This window comes from Chromobacterium subtsugae, from assembly GCF_001676875.1.
GTDB lineage: Bacteria > Pseudomonadota > Gammaproteobacteria > Burkholderiales > Chromobacteriaceae > Chromobacterium > Chromobacterium subtsugae.
Map to the genome: position 1 here is coordinate 91,332 of NZ_JYKA01000007.1, position 13,424 is coordinate 104,755.

General features: G+C 67.7%; 19 protein-coding genes. 6 read left to right on the plus strand and 13 right to left on the minus strand.

The features are described from left to right. Positions 1–3: 3 nt before the first annotated feature. Positions 4–621, plus strand: a complete 618-nt coding sequence (locus tag MY55_RS11450) for a short chain dehydrogenase (RefSeq protein WP_047237419.1) — start codon at positions 4–6, stop codon at positions 619–621. 10 nt (positions 622–631) lie between these two features. Here MY55_RS11450 and MY55_RS11455 read toward each other — a convergent pair whose 3' ends face one another. From MY55_RS11455 to MY55_RS11490, 8 genes are all read right to left on the minus strand, one after another. After that, positions 632–1,357, minus strand: a complete 726-nt coding sequence (locus MY55_RS11455; protein WP_065202380.1) for a hypothetical protein — start codon at positions 1,355–1,357, stop codon at positions 632–634. A 118-nt stretch (positions 1,358–1,475) separates the two neighbouring features. After that, entirely contained in the window at positions 1,476–1,781 is a 306-nt protein-coding gene (locus MY55_RS11460) for a mechanosensitive ion channel family protein (protein WP_047243662.1), read from the minus strand. 75 nt (positions 1,782–1,856) lie between these two features. After that, complete coding sequence (locus tag MY55_RS11465) at positions 1,857–2,594, minus strand: NAD-dependent protein deacylase (protein WP_043574980.1); 738 nt, start codon at positions 2,592–2,594, stop codon at positions 1,857–1,859. 49 nt (positions 2,595–2,643) lie between these two features. Beyond that, the gene (locus MY55_RS11470; protein ID WP_043574977.1) at positions 2,644–2,976 is read right to left on the minus strand and encodes a nucleotide pyrophosphohydrolase; all 333 of its coding nucleotides are present in this window, start codon (positions 2,974–2,976) and stop codon (positions 2,644–2,646) included. Positions 2,977–3,130: 154 nt separating this feature from the next. Continuing rightward, positions 3,131–3,742, minus strand: coding sequence for a glutathione transferase GstA (gstA, locus tag MY55_RS11475; RefSeq protein WP_047237472.1), 612 nt, complete (start codon positions 3,740–3,742; stop codon positions 3,131–3,133). 103 nt (positions 3,743–3,845) lie between these two features. Beyond that, on the minus strand, positions 3,846–4,415 hold the full coding sequence (locus MY55_RS11480; RefSeq protein ID WP_043574973.1) for a DUF4337 domain-containing protein: 570 nt from the start codon (positions 4,413–4,415) through the stop codon (positions 3,846–3,848). A gap of 79 nt (positions 4,416–4,494) precedes the next feature. Next, the gene (locus tag MY55_RS11485) at positions 4,495–4,767 is read right to left on the minus strand and encodes a VF530 family protein (RefSeq protein WP_043574971.1); all 273 of its coding nucleotides are present in this window, start codon (positions 4,765–4,767) and stop codon (positions 4,495–4,497) included. A gap of 60 nt (positions 4,768–4,827) precedes the next feature. Next, positions 4,828–7,098, minus strand: a complete 2,271-nt coding sequence (locus MY55_RS11490) for a TerB family tellurite resistance protein (protein WP_047243659.1) — start codon at positions 7,096–7,098, stop codon at positions 4,828–4,830. Positions 7,099–7,295: 197 nt separating this feature from the next. Between MY55_RS11490 and MY55_RS11495 the strand changes: the two genes are divergently transcribed. The 4 genes from MY55_RS11495 (at position 7,296) to MY55_RS11510 (ending at position 9,131) form a co-directional block, all read left to right on the plus strand. Then, entirely contained in the window at positions 7,296–7,751 is a 456-nt protein-coding gene (locus MY55_RS11495) for a Spy/CpxP family protein refolding chaperone (protein ID WP_052878006.1), read from the plus strand. Positions 7,752–7,821: 70 nt separating this feature from the next. Beyond that, entirely contained in the window at positions 7,822–8,244 is a 423-nt protein-coding gene (locus tag MY55_RS23450; RefSeq protein ID WP_052878005.1) for a hypothetical protein, read from the plus strand. A 15-nt stretch (positions 8,245–8,259) separates the two neighbouring features. Continuing rightward, entirely contained in the window at positions 8,260–8,715 is a 456-nt protein-coding gene (locus tag MY55_RS24070) for a glycine zipper family protein (RefSeq protein WP_043574969.1), read from the plus strand. A gap of 227 nt (positions 8,716–8,942) precedes the next feature. Continuing rightward, the gene (locus MY55_RS11510; RefSeq protein WP_043574967.1) at positions 8,943–9,131 is read left to right on the plus strand and encodes a hypothetical protein; all 189 of its coding nucleotides are present in this window, start codon (positions 8,943–8,945) and stop codon (positions 9,129–9,131) included. A 168-nt stretch (positions 9,132–9,299) separates the two neighbouring features. Here the strand turns inward: MY55_RS11510 and MY55_RS11515 are convergent, their stop codons facing one another. From MY55_RS11515 to MY55_RS11530, 4 genes are all read right to left on the minus strand, one after another. Next, positions 9,300–9,686 carry a YkgJ family cysteine cluster protein gene (locus MY55_RS11515; RefSeq protein WP_043574965.1) on the minus strand — a complete coding sequence of 129 codons (387 nt, stop codon included), beginning with the start codon at positions 9,684–9,686 and terminating at the stop codon, positions 9,300–9,302. A 107-nt stretch (positions 9,687–9,793) separates the two neighbouring features. Next, complete coding sequence (locus tag MY55_RS11520) at positions 9,794–10,096, minus strand: putative quinol monooxygenase (protein WP_043574963.1); 303 nt, start codon at positions 10,094–10,096, stop codon at positions 9,794–9,796. Between the two features lie 102 nt (positions 10,097–10,198). Continuing rightward, the gene (locus MY55_RS11525; protein WP_047237470.1) at positions 10,199–11,218 is read right to left on the minus strand and encodes a hypothetical protein; all 1,020 of its coding nucleotides are present in this window, start codon (positions 11,216–11,218) and stop codon (positions 10,199–10,201) included. Between the two features lie 76 nt (positions 11,219–11,294). Continuing rightward, positions 11,295–12,584, minus strand: coding sequence for an alkaline phosphatase family protein (locus tag MY55_RS11530; protein ID WP_244270677.1), 1,290 nt, complete (start codon positions 12,582–12,584; stop codon positions 11,295–11,297). Between the two features lie 89 nt (positions 12,585–12,673). Between MY55_RS11530 and MY55_RS11535 the strand changes: the two genes are divergently transcribed. Further along, the gene (locus MY55_RS11535) at positions 12,674–12,985 is read left to right on the plus strand and encodes a glycine zipper domain-containing protein (RefSeq protein WP_047237469.1); all 312 of its coding nucleotides are present in this window, start codon (positions 12,674–12,676) and stop codon (positions 12,983–12,985) included. A gap of 29 nt (positions 12,986–13,014) precedes the next feature. Here MY55_RS11535 and MY55_RS11540 read toward each other — a convergent pair whose 3' ends face one another. Beyond that, complete coding sequence (locus MY55_RS11540) at positions 13,015–13,413, minus strand: MAPEG family protein (RefSeq protein WP_047237468.1); 399 nt, start codon at positions 13,411–13,413, stop codon at positions 13,015–13,017. Positions 13,414–13,424: the final 11 nt, after the last annotated feature.

The window sequence follows — 13,424 nt, forward strand, 5'->3', positions numbered from 1 at the left end:
GAAATGAAAATCCTGCTGATAGGCGGCAGCGGCAATATCGGCCGCGCCATCCGCGCCGAGCTGTCCGGCCGCCACGAAATCATCGTCGCCGGCCGCAGCCACGGCGACGTGCGGGTGGATATCGAGGACGAGCGCAGCATCGTCGAAATGTACAGCCGGCTGCCGCGGCTGGACGCGGTGGCGGTAGCCACCGGCGGCCGCAACGGCCATGTCGCCCCGCTGGCCGAAATGAGCGCCGAGCGCTACCGCGTCGGCCTGGAGTCCAAGCTGCTTGGCCAGGTCAACACCGTGCTGCACGGCGTCGGCCAGCTGGCCGACGGCGGCTCGTTCACGCTGGTGGGCGGCGCCTGGCAGCCGCAGGCCATCGTGCCCAAGATCAGCAACGTCTACATGGCCAACGCCGCGCTGGAAGCTTTCGTCAACGCCGCCGCGGTGGAGCTGCCGCGCGGGCTGCGCATCAATCTGGTCAGTCCGCTATTGCTGACCGAGTCGGAAGCCGAATACGGCCCGCTGTTCCGCGGCGTGCCGCTGGTGGACGCGCGCAGCGTGGCGCGCGCCTACAGCCTGAGCGTGGAAGGCGCGCAGACCGGCCAGACCTACCGGCTGGGCCGGCTGGACTGAGCCTGCCCGTTCACGGCTGCCCCAGCCATGGCTGTCCCACCGCCTCCAGCCTGGCCTGGAAGGCGGCCGGCGGCTCCCAGCCGTGGCGCTGCGCATGCGGCGCCACCAGCTCTATCGTCAGCTGTTTGGCGTGTTCGCGGAACAGCGCCTGCTGGCCGGGATGGCGCACCCGCTGGCTGAATTGCTTTTGCACCGGACTGAGCAGGCTGGTGACGAAAGGGCTGGCGCCGTCGCCGGCCGGAATGAAGGCGCCGTGGAATTCCCGCCCAGGCAGGCCGGCATCGCGCGCGATCTCGCCCAGCGCGCGCAGGTAGCCTTCCGGCATCACGCCGCCATTGGCGCGGTGGAAGGCGTTTTTCGCCTCGCTGTACATCACCGCGTAAGTCGACTCCAGCGCCTGGCGGCAGAACACCGCGTCGCCGGCCAGCGCCTTGCCCAGCTCGTCGGCCTGCCGGCGCATCACCGCCTTGACGTCGCCGGGGCTAATCGGCGCGCGCGACAGGCCGCCGCGCGTCAATCCGCTCTGCCTGGGCGCGGCGCGCCCGCCTTGAAAACACGCGGCGAAACGTTGCCAACCGCCGCTGCGCGCCGCTGCCGGCCGTTCCGCCGAGAACGGCTTGTCCGCATTGCCCGCGCCGCGCAGCCTGGCGGCCAGACCGCGGCCGGCGGCCGCCGCGCGCTCTCCCGCCCCGGCCAGCCAGCTGCGCGCGGCGGCGCCCAACATGCCTATCTTCATCCTGTTCTCCCCCTGTGCGCGCCGCGCCGGATGCGCGGCGGCCGCAGTCGCCATTGAAAGGCAGGCCGCGGCCGCCGGCTTGTAAAAATGGCTCACGCCTTCGGGAGAAGCCCTGCGCTTACCCCTGCCGCACCACCATCGCCTGCTCCGGCGCCGGGAAGCCGGCCGCCGCCAGCACCGGCCCCAGCGCGCTGAATTCCAACAGGCGGATCGCTTCGGCGTGGCCGGCGCGGCTGGCCAGCTGCGCCTTCAGGTCCACCCGCCGCGCCGGGTTGGCGCTGAAGTTCTGGATAGTGTCGGAGAAGATCTTGTTGTTGCCGGCCAGAGTCTGCGCGCCGTCCGGCGTGTCCAGCGTGGCGGCGACGATGTTGCCGGCGAAATTCGCCGCCAGGTCCAGCCAGTGATTCCAATTGATGTTTTGCATCTGACAGCCCCTTGTCTGAAAAGCCGGATAACGGCTTTCTCAAGATAGGCGGCGGCCATGGCCATGCCAAATGGATCAGCAGCGCAGCTGGCGGCAGGTGTCGCCGATGCCGGCGTGGACGCAGAGGTCGAACAGGGCGTCGAAACGAGTGGGGGTGTAGTTGATCAGCGCGCAGGGAATGCCGGCGCGCGCGGCTTCCACCGGAATCAGATTGACCGGCGACACCTCCAGCGATGAGCCCATCACCAGCAGCAGGTCAGCGTTCAGCGCCGCCTGGAACGCCACGTCGATCAAGGGCACCGCCTCGCCGTACAGCACCACGTCCGGCTTGAGCACCGTGCTGCAGCGGCGGCAGACCGGCACCTCGTGCCGCTGCACATAGTCCAGAGGATGCGGCGTGCGGCAGTCCGGACAGCTGGCGGTAAGCAGGGTGCCGTGCATTTCCAGCACCCGGCTGTTGCCGGCGCGGCCATGCAGGCCGTCTATGTTCTGGGTGAGGATGGTGACTTCCTTGCCCGACGCTTCCAGCGCGGCGAGGAACAGGTGGCCGTCGTTGGGCTGGTAGTCGCCCACCAACTTGATGCGGAAGATGTCGCGGAATGCCTGCCAGAAAGCCGTCGGCGCGCGGCGGAAGTAGTCGACCGACACCGCCTCGGCCAAGCTCATGTCCCGCGACCACACGCCGTTGGCGGAACGGAAATCGGGGATGCCGGATTCGGTGCTCATGCCGGCGCCGGTCAACACCGCGATGCGGCGGGCGTCGTCGAGCAATTGCTGCAGATACGGCAACTGCCGCTGGGGGGAAACGCTCATCAAGACTTCCTTACCGCCGGACTTGCTTCGATCCACTATAGCGCAACGGTCACAGCGGCGGGTATTTGATGGCGTTCTTGGCCATTTTGTCGCGTACCGCCGCGTCCAGATCGACGCCGGTCACCATCGCCAACCGGGTCAGATACAGCAGCACGTCGGCGATTTCCTCCTGCAGATGGGTGAAGCGCGCCGGATCGTCGCGCAGCCGCGCGGCGGCGTCGTCGTCCAGCCACTGGAAGATCTCGGCCAGTTCGCCCACCTCGCCCATCAGCGCCAGCACCAGGCTGCGCGGCGAGTGGAAACGGTTCCAGTCGCGCTCGTCGGAAAAGCGCTGCAGCGCGGCGGCAAGTCGGCTGGCATCCAGCAAGGTGGGCTGCGTCATTCGGGTAATCCTGTTTCACGTGGAACGGCAAAAGCCTGACGGCACGGCATCTTAAGCGTAGCCGGCCCGCGGCGCCAGCGCGGCCGGCCGGCGCGGCGGGAAATGACAATGCCCGGCGGCGCCGGGCATCGGGAGACGGGGCACTGCGGCGGGTTTACTGGCCCAGCCCTTCCGCCTTCAAGGCCTGCTGGGTCGCCGGCAAGGCCGCCACCCGCTTCAGGTAGTCGAGCAGCGCCGGGAAATCGGCCAGCGAGCGCTGCACGTACTGCGCCCAAGACAAGCAGGTGAATAAGTAAGCGTCGGCCACGCTGAACTGGCCGCCTTGCAGATACGGCGTTTTTTCCAGCTGCTGCTGCAGCAGCGCCAGCCGCGGCTGCAGCCGCGCCCAGGCGTCGTCTTTCACTTCTTCGGTCTTGCCGAAGAAGATCGGCGAAAAATTCTTGTGCACTTCGGTGGAGATGAAGTTCAGCCATTCCTGCAGCCGGTAGCGCGCCAGCGTGCCGTTGGCCGGCGCCAGCTGCTTGTCCGGCGCCTGGTCGGCGATGTACTGCAGGATGGCCACGCCTTCGGTCAGCAGTTCGCCGTTGTCCAGCTGCAGCGCCGGCACATAGCCTTTGGGATTGATGGTGGAGAAATCCGCGCCGCCGGCGGTGAGATGCGGCTGCGCGCGCAGATCCACCTTTTCGCTGCCGAAAGCCAGGCCGCTGGCGAACAGGGCGATATGCGAAGCCAGCGAGCAGGCGCCGGGGGAAAAGTACAGTTTCATCACAACTCTCCTGTGCATTAAGGAAGGGACAAACCGCAATCGGCTGTCAGCCTGAGCCAAAATCATGCCAATTGCAACCCCCCGGCCGGCAGGGTCGCGCCGCTCATCCCAGCAGCGAAACCAGCCATTCGATGCGCAGGTTCCAGCCGGCGAAACCGGCCAGCCAGAACAGCACGCCCAGCGCGCCGAACGCCCAGGCGCTGAACAGCGGCAACAGGTTGGCCGACAAGGCCGCCACCGCCGCGCTGGCCACCGCGATCGACAGCGCGGCATCGCTGATGTCGAACAGGTCGTGGCGCTGGTTCAGCGCCTCGAAACCCTTTTCCAGCCCTTCGGCCTTGCGCTGCAGCGCCTCGCCTTCCGCCTTGTAGCGCTGGATCTCGTCCTGCAGCTCGCGCTGCTGCGGCTTGAGCGCCGCCGCGCTGGCGGGATTGGCCAGCTCCAGCATCTTGGCCTGGCGCAGGCTGGCTTCCGTCAGATGCAGCTTGATCTTTTTGGACTGGTATTCCGACCAGCTGTCCAGCGCGTCGGTCTTCAGCAACTGGCGCGCCTGGACGATATTGTCGTCCTTCAGCTTGCCCAGCCCCATCACCACCGACAACAGCACCACGGTAAGCGCCACCAGGCTGTTCAGGCGCTTCTTCTCCGCCTCCACGCTGATTTCCACTTCCATCGACCCTCTCCTTGCGTTCGCTCGGCGCCGGAAATCCGGCACTCACCCAGCATAACGCAGCGGACGGCGAAAGGTGGCCCTAACCGGCCTTCTTGCCGAACAAGCGCGGGCGGCTATCCGCCGGCGCGGCGGAGCGGGTTTTGAACTGGACGTACAGGGCCTCCACCTCGGCGCGCGCCCAGGGCGTGCGCCGCAGGAAGGTGAGGCTGGACTTGATGCTGGGGTCCAGCTGGAAGCAGCGGATATTGACCCTTTGGCCCAGCCCGTCCCAGCCGTAATGGGCCTGCAGCTCGATCAGCATTGTCTCCAGCGTGACGCCATGAGTCGGGTTGTTGGACTGCGCTGCGTTCATCCTATCGGTCCTGCCATGTGAAAGCCGCGAGTGTAAGGCCGCGCCCGCGCGCTGGCAAAGCTAGTTGGCGCCGCCGGCCTTGCGGCGGGCGCGCTTGGCGGGAGCCTTGGCCGGCGCGGCGTCCGGCGCCGGGTACAGCTCGCCGGGGTCTGCCGTCCGGGTGCCGCCGCCGTCCACCCCCATCGCCAGCGCCACCCGGCCCAGCCGCTGCTGCTTTTCCACGCTGATCGGCCCGGCGGCGGCCAGCAGCAGCATCACCAGCTCCAGCGCCATCTGCCGCTGCTGCTCGTCCGGCAGCAGATCGCCTATCGTCTCCAGCGCGCGCTTCTCGTCGTTGCGCACCAGCCAGGTCTGGCGCCGCACCACCTGCTTGAACTCCTCCAGCGTCAGCTCCTCGCCGAGGCCAGTGTCCTGCATCACGCGGCGTATCGCGTTGAACGGCCGCACATCCACCACCCCGGTGCCGATGGCGACATAGATCAGCAGCCGCAGAAAGCCGTCCACCGCGCCGCCCTGCGAGTAGTACTCCTCCAGCTCCCGCCGCTTCAGCCGCAGCATCTCGCCGCGCTCCCAGCCGCCCTGCTGCCGGCGCACGCTGTATTCGCGCTTGGGATGCAGGCCCACCAACGCGGCGGTCAGCGGCGCGTCGTACACCGCGCGGAAAGTCATTTCCTTCAAGGCGTCGCGCTGGTCGCGCCAGCCGTCCAGCGCGCTGGCGGTCCAGCTGGACAGGGTTTCCTGCCATTGCCAGAACGGGTTGTCCTCGCCCAGCGGCCGCCGCGCCGCGCGCACCTTGTCCGCCCAGCCCGGCAGGCTGCCCAACAGCGGATTGCGGCTGGAAAACCAGCGCCGCTCCGCCCGCGACGCGTGCGACTCGCGCAGCCAGTGCGCCGATTGTGGCGAGCCGAAGGCCTGCAGCCACGGCGAGACGAAGCAGTCGTACAGCTGCTGGTTGATCTCCGCCACCCGCTTCACCACCTGGAAGGCGCGCTCGCCGTCGCGGCCATCGCCCAGCGCCAGGATGTCGTCCACCTCGCGCGGTTCGAAACGGATGATGTAGCGGCCTTGCAAGTATTGCAGGCCAGGGGTTTCCGGGTAGGTATCGGTGATCACCGCCTCGTAAAGGCCGGGCGGCAGCACGTCTATCAGGTCCAGCGCGCTGGCCAGCTCGCTGTGCTCCTTGTTGGCGACGCCGGCGGAAACGAAGATGCCCAGGTGGCCCACCTGCTCGTGCAGGCAGTAGACGATGGTCTGCTCGTTGCTGCGGATGTCCTCGACGTTGCGGTAAAGGTCGGCGATCCAGAACAATGCCTGCTGCGGCGGCGTGATGTTGTCGCCCCAGGAGGCGAACACGATGATGGGCGAGCGGATCTGCCTGAGGTCGATGCGCTGCTCGCCGTCTTCCAGATAGATTTCGCCGCGGCTGAGGCGGTTGCCGACGAACAGGTTCTGGCTGATCCACTCCATCTCCTGCTTGTTCAGCAGGTAATGGCCGCCCCACCAGCGTTCGAATTCCAGAAAACGCTCGCGCTCGCCGTCGACATGCGAGTACAAATGGTAGGCTTTTTTCCAGTAGGTGTTGGCCGGGTCCAGCTGCTCGAAATTGCCGACCAATTGCGCGCCGTCGAACTGGCCATGGCCCAGGTCGCCGGCCAGCGAGGCCAGCCAGGTGCCGCCCATCAGTCCGCCTTGGTAACGCATCGGGTTCTTGCCGGCCACGCCGGCCCAGTAGGACAGCGGCGAGCCGGCCAGCAGTATCGGCCCCACCAGCTCCGGCGCCGACGCCGCCAGCATCGCCAGCGCCCAGCCGCCCTGGCAGTTGCCGATGACGAAAGGCTTGCCGGCGCGGCCGCACGGATGCAGCTCGTTCACTTTCTGCAGGAACACCTTTTCCGCCCGCCACACGCATTCTATGGTCTGGTTCGGCACCGGCACCGGGAAAAACATCACGAAATAGCACGGATGGCCCTGCCGCAGCGCGATGCCGATCTCGCTGTCCATCTTGAAGCCGCCTATGCCCGGGCCGTGGCCGGCGCGCGGGTCTATCACCACGAAAGGCCGCTTGCCGGCGTCGGCGGCCGGGCAGCCGTCCGGCGGGCGGATCGCCGCCAGCGCGTAGTTGACCGGCTGCGCCAGCTCGCGGCCGTCGACGATGATGTCGAAATCGAACACCAGCACCGGCGGATGGCCGGAAGCCGCGTGCTCCAGATAGGTATCGCCCCGCTCGCGCAGCACGTCGAAGAACAACACGCCGCGCTGGGCGGCGTCCGTCCAGTAATCCATCCAGTGCTGCCCCAGCGACCACCATCCCGCCTTGTCCGCCTCAGCCATCTGGCTCTCCCCCGCAGTCGTCGCGCTCCAGACTTCACTCTAGCCCAGGCGGAACGGCTTCACTGCGGCCGGGAAAGATATCAACAGGGTATTGCGGGTTAACAGTCTTAAACACAAGCGAATTTTCGCGAAAAACTCGCCAGACAATTGCATCCAATACTGCAAGCACCCAAACCCGACAACGGAAGGAAAACATCATGACCAAGCTGCTCAAGCCCCTGCTGCTCGCCGGATTGCTGATCGCCGGCAGCGGCGCGGCCTACGCCCAGGACGCCGGCGCCGACGGCGCGCCCAAAGGCTGGCACATGGATCCGGCCAAGCGCGAAGCCATGATGGCCAAGCACCTGCAGATGCTGCACGACAAGCTGAAGATCCAGCCGCAGCAGGAAGCCGCCTGGCAGACCTTCACCGCGTCGATGAAACACGAGAAGATGGCCAAGCCGCCTGTCGATGACAACGCCACCGCGCCGGAAAAAATGGAGCGCATGATGCAGCATCGCCAGGCGGAAATGCAGAAGCATCTGGACGCGCTGAAAGCCTTCTACGCCCAATTGACGCCCGAACAGCAAAAAATCATGGACCACTTGCACCGTCCGCACGGCAAGGGTCCCCACCACGGCAAGCGCGCGGCTTCCGCGCCCGCCAACGGCTGATCGACACATCCATCCATGCGGCCGGCCCGCGGACTCGGAACCGGCGCAAGCGGCAGAAAGAGGCAATATCATGAAAGGCTACATCCGCTTGAGCGGCGTCATGCTGGCTGCCACGCTGGCAGTGGCCGCCGTGGCCCCGGCCGAGGCTTATTACCACCATGGCGGCCCGCCGCGCATCAGCATCGACGTCTGGCGCGGCGGCTACTGGAACCATGGCTACTACCACGGCCGCATGGGCTGGTGGTGGGTGGTCGGCGGCGCCTGGTATTTCTACGCCGCGCCGGTCTATCCCTATCCCAGCCTGTACGCGCCGCCGGTGGTGGTGGCACCCATCGCGCCACCCGCGCCCATGGCCCCGCCTGCGCCGCCCATCGCCGCCGCGCCGCCGGAACCGGCGCAGGTCTGGTACTACTGCAAGGCGGTCAAACAGTACTATCCGTATGTCAGCGAATGCCCCGGCGGCTGGAAAACCGTCCCGGCCAAGCCGCAATAGCCCGGGAGACGCGCCATGAAGAAACGCTATTACGCGCTGCTGCTGCCGCCGCTGCTGGCAGCCTGCACCACACTGCCCACCGGCCCCACCGTCGCGGTGATGCCGGCGCCGGGCAAGCCGTTTGAAGTTTTCGCCCAGGAAGAGCAGCAATGCCGCGCCTACGCCGCCTCCAGCAGCGGCGTCAGCAACAACGAGGCCGCCAACACCAGCCTGGCCGCCAATATGGCGCTGGGCACCGTGGTGGGCGCGGCGGCCGGCGCGCTGATAGGCGGCAACCACCAGGGCGCCGGGGTCGGCGCCGGCGTCGGCCTGCTGGCCGGCACCGCGGCGGGCGGCTCCAACGGCGCCTATGCCGGTTACGACGCGCAAACCCGCTACAACATCTCCTACCAGCAGTGCATGTACGCGAAGGGCAACCAATTGCCCGGCCAGCGCATGGCGCCGTCCTACCTGCCACCGCCGCGCATGTGAGCGCGCCATCCCTCCCGGCATTGCCCGCCGCATCCCCAGCGGCGCGGCATGCCGTCGGCGCATCGCGCCATCTTTTCAAATACCATTAACATATTGAAACAAAAAGGGAATTTCAGGCCATATCATTCGTCAAAACACGGACGATACTGCAAGCATGGCCGCATCGCGGCCCACTGTTAAAGTGGCGCGCCAGGCCATCCGTTCCTCCATCAGCAAAGGACTTCGTCATGACCAGACTGTACGCGCCGTTGATGGCCTGCCTGTTCCTCGCCACTGGCATCGCCAGCGCCCAGGACGCCAATTCCCGCCCCTTCGACACCTCCCGGGTGCAACCCAGCGTGCCGCTGTCGCTGCACGACATGACCCTGGTGGACGCGCCGGCCGCGCAAACCCCGCCGCCGACAACCGCCCAGTAACCGCCTCCCGCGCGGCGGCCCGCCGGGCGCGGTCCCGGTCGGCCCTTATGCCAAAACTGGAGAACAAACGCCGCACCCGCGCCATGGTTCCACGTGGAACGCGATGGCGCGGCTTGGAGTTTCCACGCAGGACGCCCGCCGGCTCAAGGGCCGAAACGGCAAGGCTGCTCAGCGCGGCGCGGCGGGATTGCGGGTATAGGCGCAGAAGCCGGGCTTGGGGCCGACCTTGGGATGGTTGCGGCAGGTATTCGGCCGCTTTTCATAGATGGTGCATAGCCGGGTTTTGGCGTCCAGGTACAGGCAATCGCCATTGGCGCGCTGCGCCAGCGTGAACAGGCTGTTCTTGAAATTGAAGTGCTGGATCACCCGCTGCTTTTCCAGCCGCTTGGCGATGTTCTTGATCGGCTCTTCCAGCTCGAACTCGTCCACCACGCCGATGCGGATCAGGTCAGGCAGCCTCACCTCAACCGGCATCGTGCAACAGGACGCCACGCAGTCGCCGCACAGGCCATTCTTGTACTTGATCCAGGTTTCCAGGCGGTTGACGTCGGCCACGGCTCATCCTTAAGGCATTGAATACGCGAAACTTTCCCCAAGCGGGGAGCGCGCATTCTAATGGCGCGGCCGGCGGCAGGCAAGCGCTGGCCGATGGCGATCAACGCTCAATCGCCGTCGCCATCGCCCAGCAACACCGACGGATGCGCCGCCCGGCTGACGCGCGGCAGCACCTCGGGCAGATAGATGCCCTGGATGGCGGACAGCTTGCCGTGCGCCTCCCAGTGCGCCTGGCTCTCCCAATGCTCCACCAACACGAAGCGCAGCGGATGGGCCTGGGAATGGTAGGCCTGCCACAGCAAGCAGCCCGGCTCGGCCAGGCACAGCGGGCGCATGCGCGCCAGCGCGTCGGCCACCAGCGGCACGTCCTCGGGCAGGGTGACTTCAAGCGTGACGATCAATGGAAACATGGCGGTCCTTGCGCGCGGCGGCGATGGCGGGATATCTCGATTGTACTCGCTGGGCGGCGGCCCCGCCGCCCAGCAGCCGCCCCCAGCCCGTTGCGAGCCCCCTTACTTCAACGGCGGCAGCCACGCCCGCAGCTTGGGCGGCAGGCGCCGCAACGCGGCGCTGCGGCACGGTTGCCAGAATGCCGACAGCAGCAACAAGCCCGACGCGATCAACAGCCCGGCCACGCCGAAGCCGGCGCTCTCCAGGCCGGCATGCTGCAACAGCTGGTTGAACGCGTACAGCACATAGGCCAGCGCCGACACCATCAGCGCGCGGCGGTCTATCACCAGCGACACCAGGCCGAACACCGCGTACAACGCGATCACCGCCAGCAGCATCGCCATGCCGGTGTTGCCATTCATGATGCCCAACATGGAAAACAGCGGATGCACCAGCAGCGGCGCGGCCAGCAGGTGCAGCCAGAACGCCACGTCGGACTGGCGCTTCTGCCGCGCCGGGTCCTGCCGGTCCCAGTGGACGCCCAGCAGGAAAGCCAGCGCGCCGCCCGCGGCCAGCAGCGCATTGGACAAGCCCAGCGATTCCGGCAGCAGCGCCGCGACCGCCAGCGCCGTCATCGCCACCAGCGCGCCCACGCCCATCGCCACGGTGATCGGCACCTTGAAGCGCCGCCAGTGCAGCCAGGCCGCCAGCGCCGCGGTCAGGCCTGAAGCCAGCATAGTGATCGGCTTGACCGCCTCCTCGCCGCCCGGCAGCCAATCCAGGCACAGCGCCATCATGCCGCCGCCGCTGCACAGCACGAAGCTGCCCAGCAACAGGATGCCCGGCAAGGCCATGCGCCGGCGCCGGACGAAATACTCGGCCAGCGGCCAGGACACCGCCGCCGCCAGCCATGGCGCCAGCAGCTTGGACAGCGAGCCGGCCACCCAACTCACCGACACCAGCAGCAACACGCTGGCGATCACCACGAAAATGTCGTTGAAGCCCGACAGCAGGCGGAAATGCTCCTCGTCCGCCATCTGGGTATGGCGCCGCTGCGCCGCCAGCGCGCGGAAGTCGTCTATCGCCTGCTGGCTGAAAATCCCGGCCGCCGCCGCGGCGTCCAGGTCGTCATTGTTGTACATGCCTTCTTGCCTTGAAACGATGAAAACCTTGCCAGCATACCATCCGCGGCGCGCCTCCCCGGCTAGACCCCCGGCCTCACGGCCGGAACGCGATCAAGGGAATCGCCATCTCGTCCGGGTGGACGCCGGCATGCACGCCGGCCAGCCGCAGCGGCTTCTCCCACGGCAGCGTGTCGCGAATATTCCAGCCCGGCTTGGCGATCAACACCGCCTCGCCGCAGCGGCGCGCCAGGTCGGGATGCCGCGGGCCGGGGCCGAAAGCCTGCGCGTCGAGCAAAACCTGGCTGGGAACCGCCCAACAGGCATGACCCAGCCTGCGCCGCGCCAGTTCGATGAAGCGCGCGGCGCTGCCGGGCCGCAGGTGGCAATAGGCCAGCCGCGTCTCGCCGGACAAGGGCCGCGCCAGCATGCCGTAGAGTTCGGCGTCGGCGTCCAGGTCCAGCCACTGCCCGGCCGGCGCGTCGACAAAACCGTGGTCGGCGATCGCCACCACCGCGGCGTCGCGCTGGGCGGCTTCGATCAGCAGCCGCTCGAAGCCGGCATCCAGCTCCGCCAGCAGGATCTCCGCCTGCGGCGCGGCCGGGCCATGCTCGTGCATCGCCGTGTCCAGCTGCGGCAGGTAAAGGTAATGGAAGGCGGGCCGGGGCGAGCGCAGCCGCGCGGCCAGTTGGGCAAACCCGTCCGCCGGGCCGCGATACGGCAAGCGCGCGCTGCCGCCGGCATGGAAGCGGCTGCATGGCGAATCGGCGATGAAATCCGGCAGCAGGCAGGCCGCCGGCCGCGCCAGGCGGTCGAATAGCGGCGGCGCGCGATACAGCGCGTCGGCCAGCGCCTGCGGCGCGCTGGCGCTGCCGGCCGGATGGCGCACATACAGGGGCAAGGGCGCGATGATCTCCTCGCCGTGCAGCTGGTGCCAGCCTATCAGCCCGTGTTCAGCCGGCGCGCAGCCGGTCAGCACGGTGGTGACGGCGGCGGCGGTGGTCGGCGGAAACACGCTGTCGATCCGCGCCCGCTGCCGCGCCCGCAGCTGGCTGTCCGGCCCCAACCGCCGCAGCTGGGCGTCTCCCAGCCCGTCTATCAGCAGCAGGCAGACATGGCGGTGGCGGCCGATGCCGTCCAGCGCGTCAACGCGCAGCGGCGCGTGGCCCAGGTCCGGGCCGCCTAGCTCGCTGCTCAGCGTCTGCATCAGGTTGAGCAGGCTGCCGCCTTGATAGTCGGGCCAGGCGGAAGCGGGAAAAAGCGCGGCGAGATCGGGCATGGCGCGGCGGGCGATGAGGGTGATCGGCCATTGTGTCGGCCGCCGTCCCGGCAAGTCAACGGCCAGCGGCGCGGGGAACCACGGCGCCGGATCCGGCTCCAAGATCACGGTTTTTCATTTCATCATCGCAGCCTATCCCCGCCATTGACGACAGCGCCGACGCGCGGGGAGCGGTTTGCCGTCGCAGGAATCCAAGCATGAAACTCGCAAGCCTCACTCTCGCCCTGGCCCTGTCCGGGCTGGCCGCCGCGGCGCAGGCCGATACCTCCACCATAGTCGGCGGCGCCTTGGGCGGCGCGGCCGGCGCGGCGGTCGGAGAAGCGGTCGGCGGCCGCAACGGCGCCATCATCGGCGGCGCGGTGGGCGGCGGCGCCGGCGCGGCCATCGGCCATGATTACGGCCGCAAGGCCGACGCGCCCAAGCGCGACTACCGCAAGCACCGCCACCATCACGCGCGCGGCAAGGGCCGTTCCTGCCCGCCGGGCCAGGCCAAGAAAGGCCGCTGCTAAGCAGCTGCCAGGCGCGGGCGGCGGTCCGCTTACAAAACCAGCGCCAGCCAGGCCCACATCGCCAGCAGCAGGATGTTGGACGCCAGAAAAGCCAGGAAGCGGTGCAGCGGGTGGTTGTGGCCGAGATGGATCGCCGTATGGACCGCGCGCAGCGCGACATAGCCCCAGGCCAGCGCCAAGGGCAGCGGCGAGGCCAGGTTCTTGGCGATGACGATGGCGCCGAACACGTAGAACAGCACCGGGGTTTCGAACAGGTTGGAGAAATTGCGCGCCAGCTTCAATTCGCCGTCTGGCGGCGCGTCGCCCTGCATCAGCCGGTAATAGCTGCCCTTCACCTTGCCCGAGCGGGCATGAGCGAGCCGGGTCGCCCCCAGACGGACGCCGACGAAAAAGGTCAACAGCACTAACGCGAACATCGGGTAGATCATCACTTCCCCCT

What these genes read in the sequence shown, in the direction of transcription:
- MY55_RS11490 (WP_047243659.1), bottom strand. Translation starts at nt 7,098, where the DNA reads ATGGCTGAGGCGGACAAGGCGGGATGGTGGTCGCTGGGGCAGCACTGG.
- MY55_RS11465 (WP_043574980.1), bottom strand. Translation starts at nt 2,594, where the DNA reads ATGAGCGTTTCCCCCCAGCGGCAGTTGCCGTATCTGCAGCAATTGCTC.
- gstA (WP_047237472.1), bottom strand. Translation starts at nt 3,742, where the DNA reads ATGAAACTGTACTTTTCCCCCGGCGCCTGCTCGCTGGCTTCGCATATC.
- MY55_RS11485 (WP_043574971.1), bottom strand. Translation starts at nt 4,767, where the DNA reads ATGAACGCAGCGCAGTCCAACAACCCGACTCATGGCGTCACGCTGGAG.
- MY55_RS24070 (WP_043574969.1), top strand. Translation starts at nt 8,260, where the DNA reads ATGAAGAAACGCTATTACGCGCTGCTGCTGCCGCCGCTGCTGGCAGCC.
- MY55_RS11535 (WP_047237469.1), top strand. Translation starts at nt 12,674, where the DNA reads ATGAAACTCGCAAGCCTCACTCTCGCCCTGGCCCTGTCCGGGCTGGCC.
- MY55_RS11510 (WP_043574967.1), top strand. Translation starts at nt 8,943, where the DNA reads ATGACCAGACTGTACGCGCCGTTGATGGCCTGCCTGTTCCTCGCCACT.
- MY55_RS11540 (WP_047237468.1), bottom strand. Translation starts at nt 13,413, where the DNA reads ATGATCTACCCGATGTTCGCGTTAGTGCTGTTGACCTTTTTCGTCGGC.
- MY55_RS11525 (WP_047237470.1), bottom strand. Translation starts at nt 11,218, where the DNA reads ATGTACAACAATGACGACCTGGACGCCGCGGCGGCGGCCGGGATTTTC.
- MY55_RS11455 (WP_065202380.1), bottom strand. Translation starts at nt 1,357, where the DNA reads ATGAAGATAGGCATGTTGGGCGCCGCCGCGCGCAGCTGGCTGGCCGGG.
- MY55_RS11450 (WP_047237419.1), top strand. Translation starts at nt 4, where the DNA reads ATGAAAATCCTGCTGATAGGCGGCAGCGGCAATATCGGCCGCGCCATC.
- MY55_RS11460 (WP_047243662.1), bottom strand. Translation starts at nt 1,781, where the DNA reads ATGCAAAACATCAATTGGAATCACTGGCTGGACCTGGCGGCGAATTTC.
- MY55_RS11480 (WP_043574973.1), bottom strand. Translation starts at nt 4,415, where the DNA reads ATGGAAGTGGAAATCAGCGTGGAGGCGGAGAAGAAGCGCCTGAACAGC.
- MY55_RS11495 (WP_052878006.1), top strand. Translation starts at nt 7,296, where the DNA reads ATGACCAAGCTGCTCAAGCCCCTGCTGCTCGCCGGATTGCTGATCGCC.
- MY55_RS11520 (WP_043574963.1), bottom strand. Translation starts at nt 10,096, where the DNA reads ATGTTTCCATTGATCGTCACGCTTGAAGTCACCCTGCCCGAGGACGTG.
- MY55_RS23450 (WP_052878005.1), top strand. Translation starts at nt 7,822, where the DNA reads ATGAAAGGCTACATCCGCTTGAGCGGCGTCATGCTGGCTGCCACGCTG.
- MY55_RS11470 (WP_043574977.1), bottom strand. Translation starts at nt 2,976, where the DNA reads ATGACGCAGCCCACCTTGCTGGATGCCAGCCGACTTGCCGCCGCGCTG.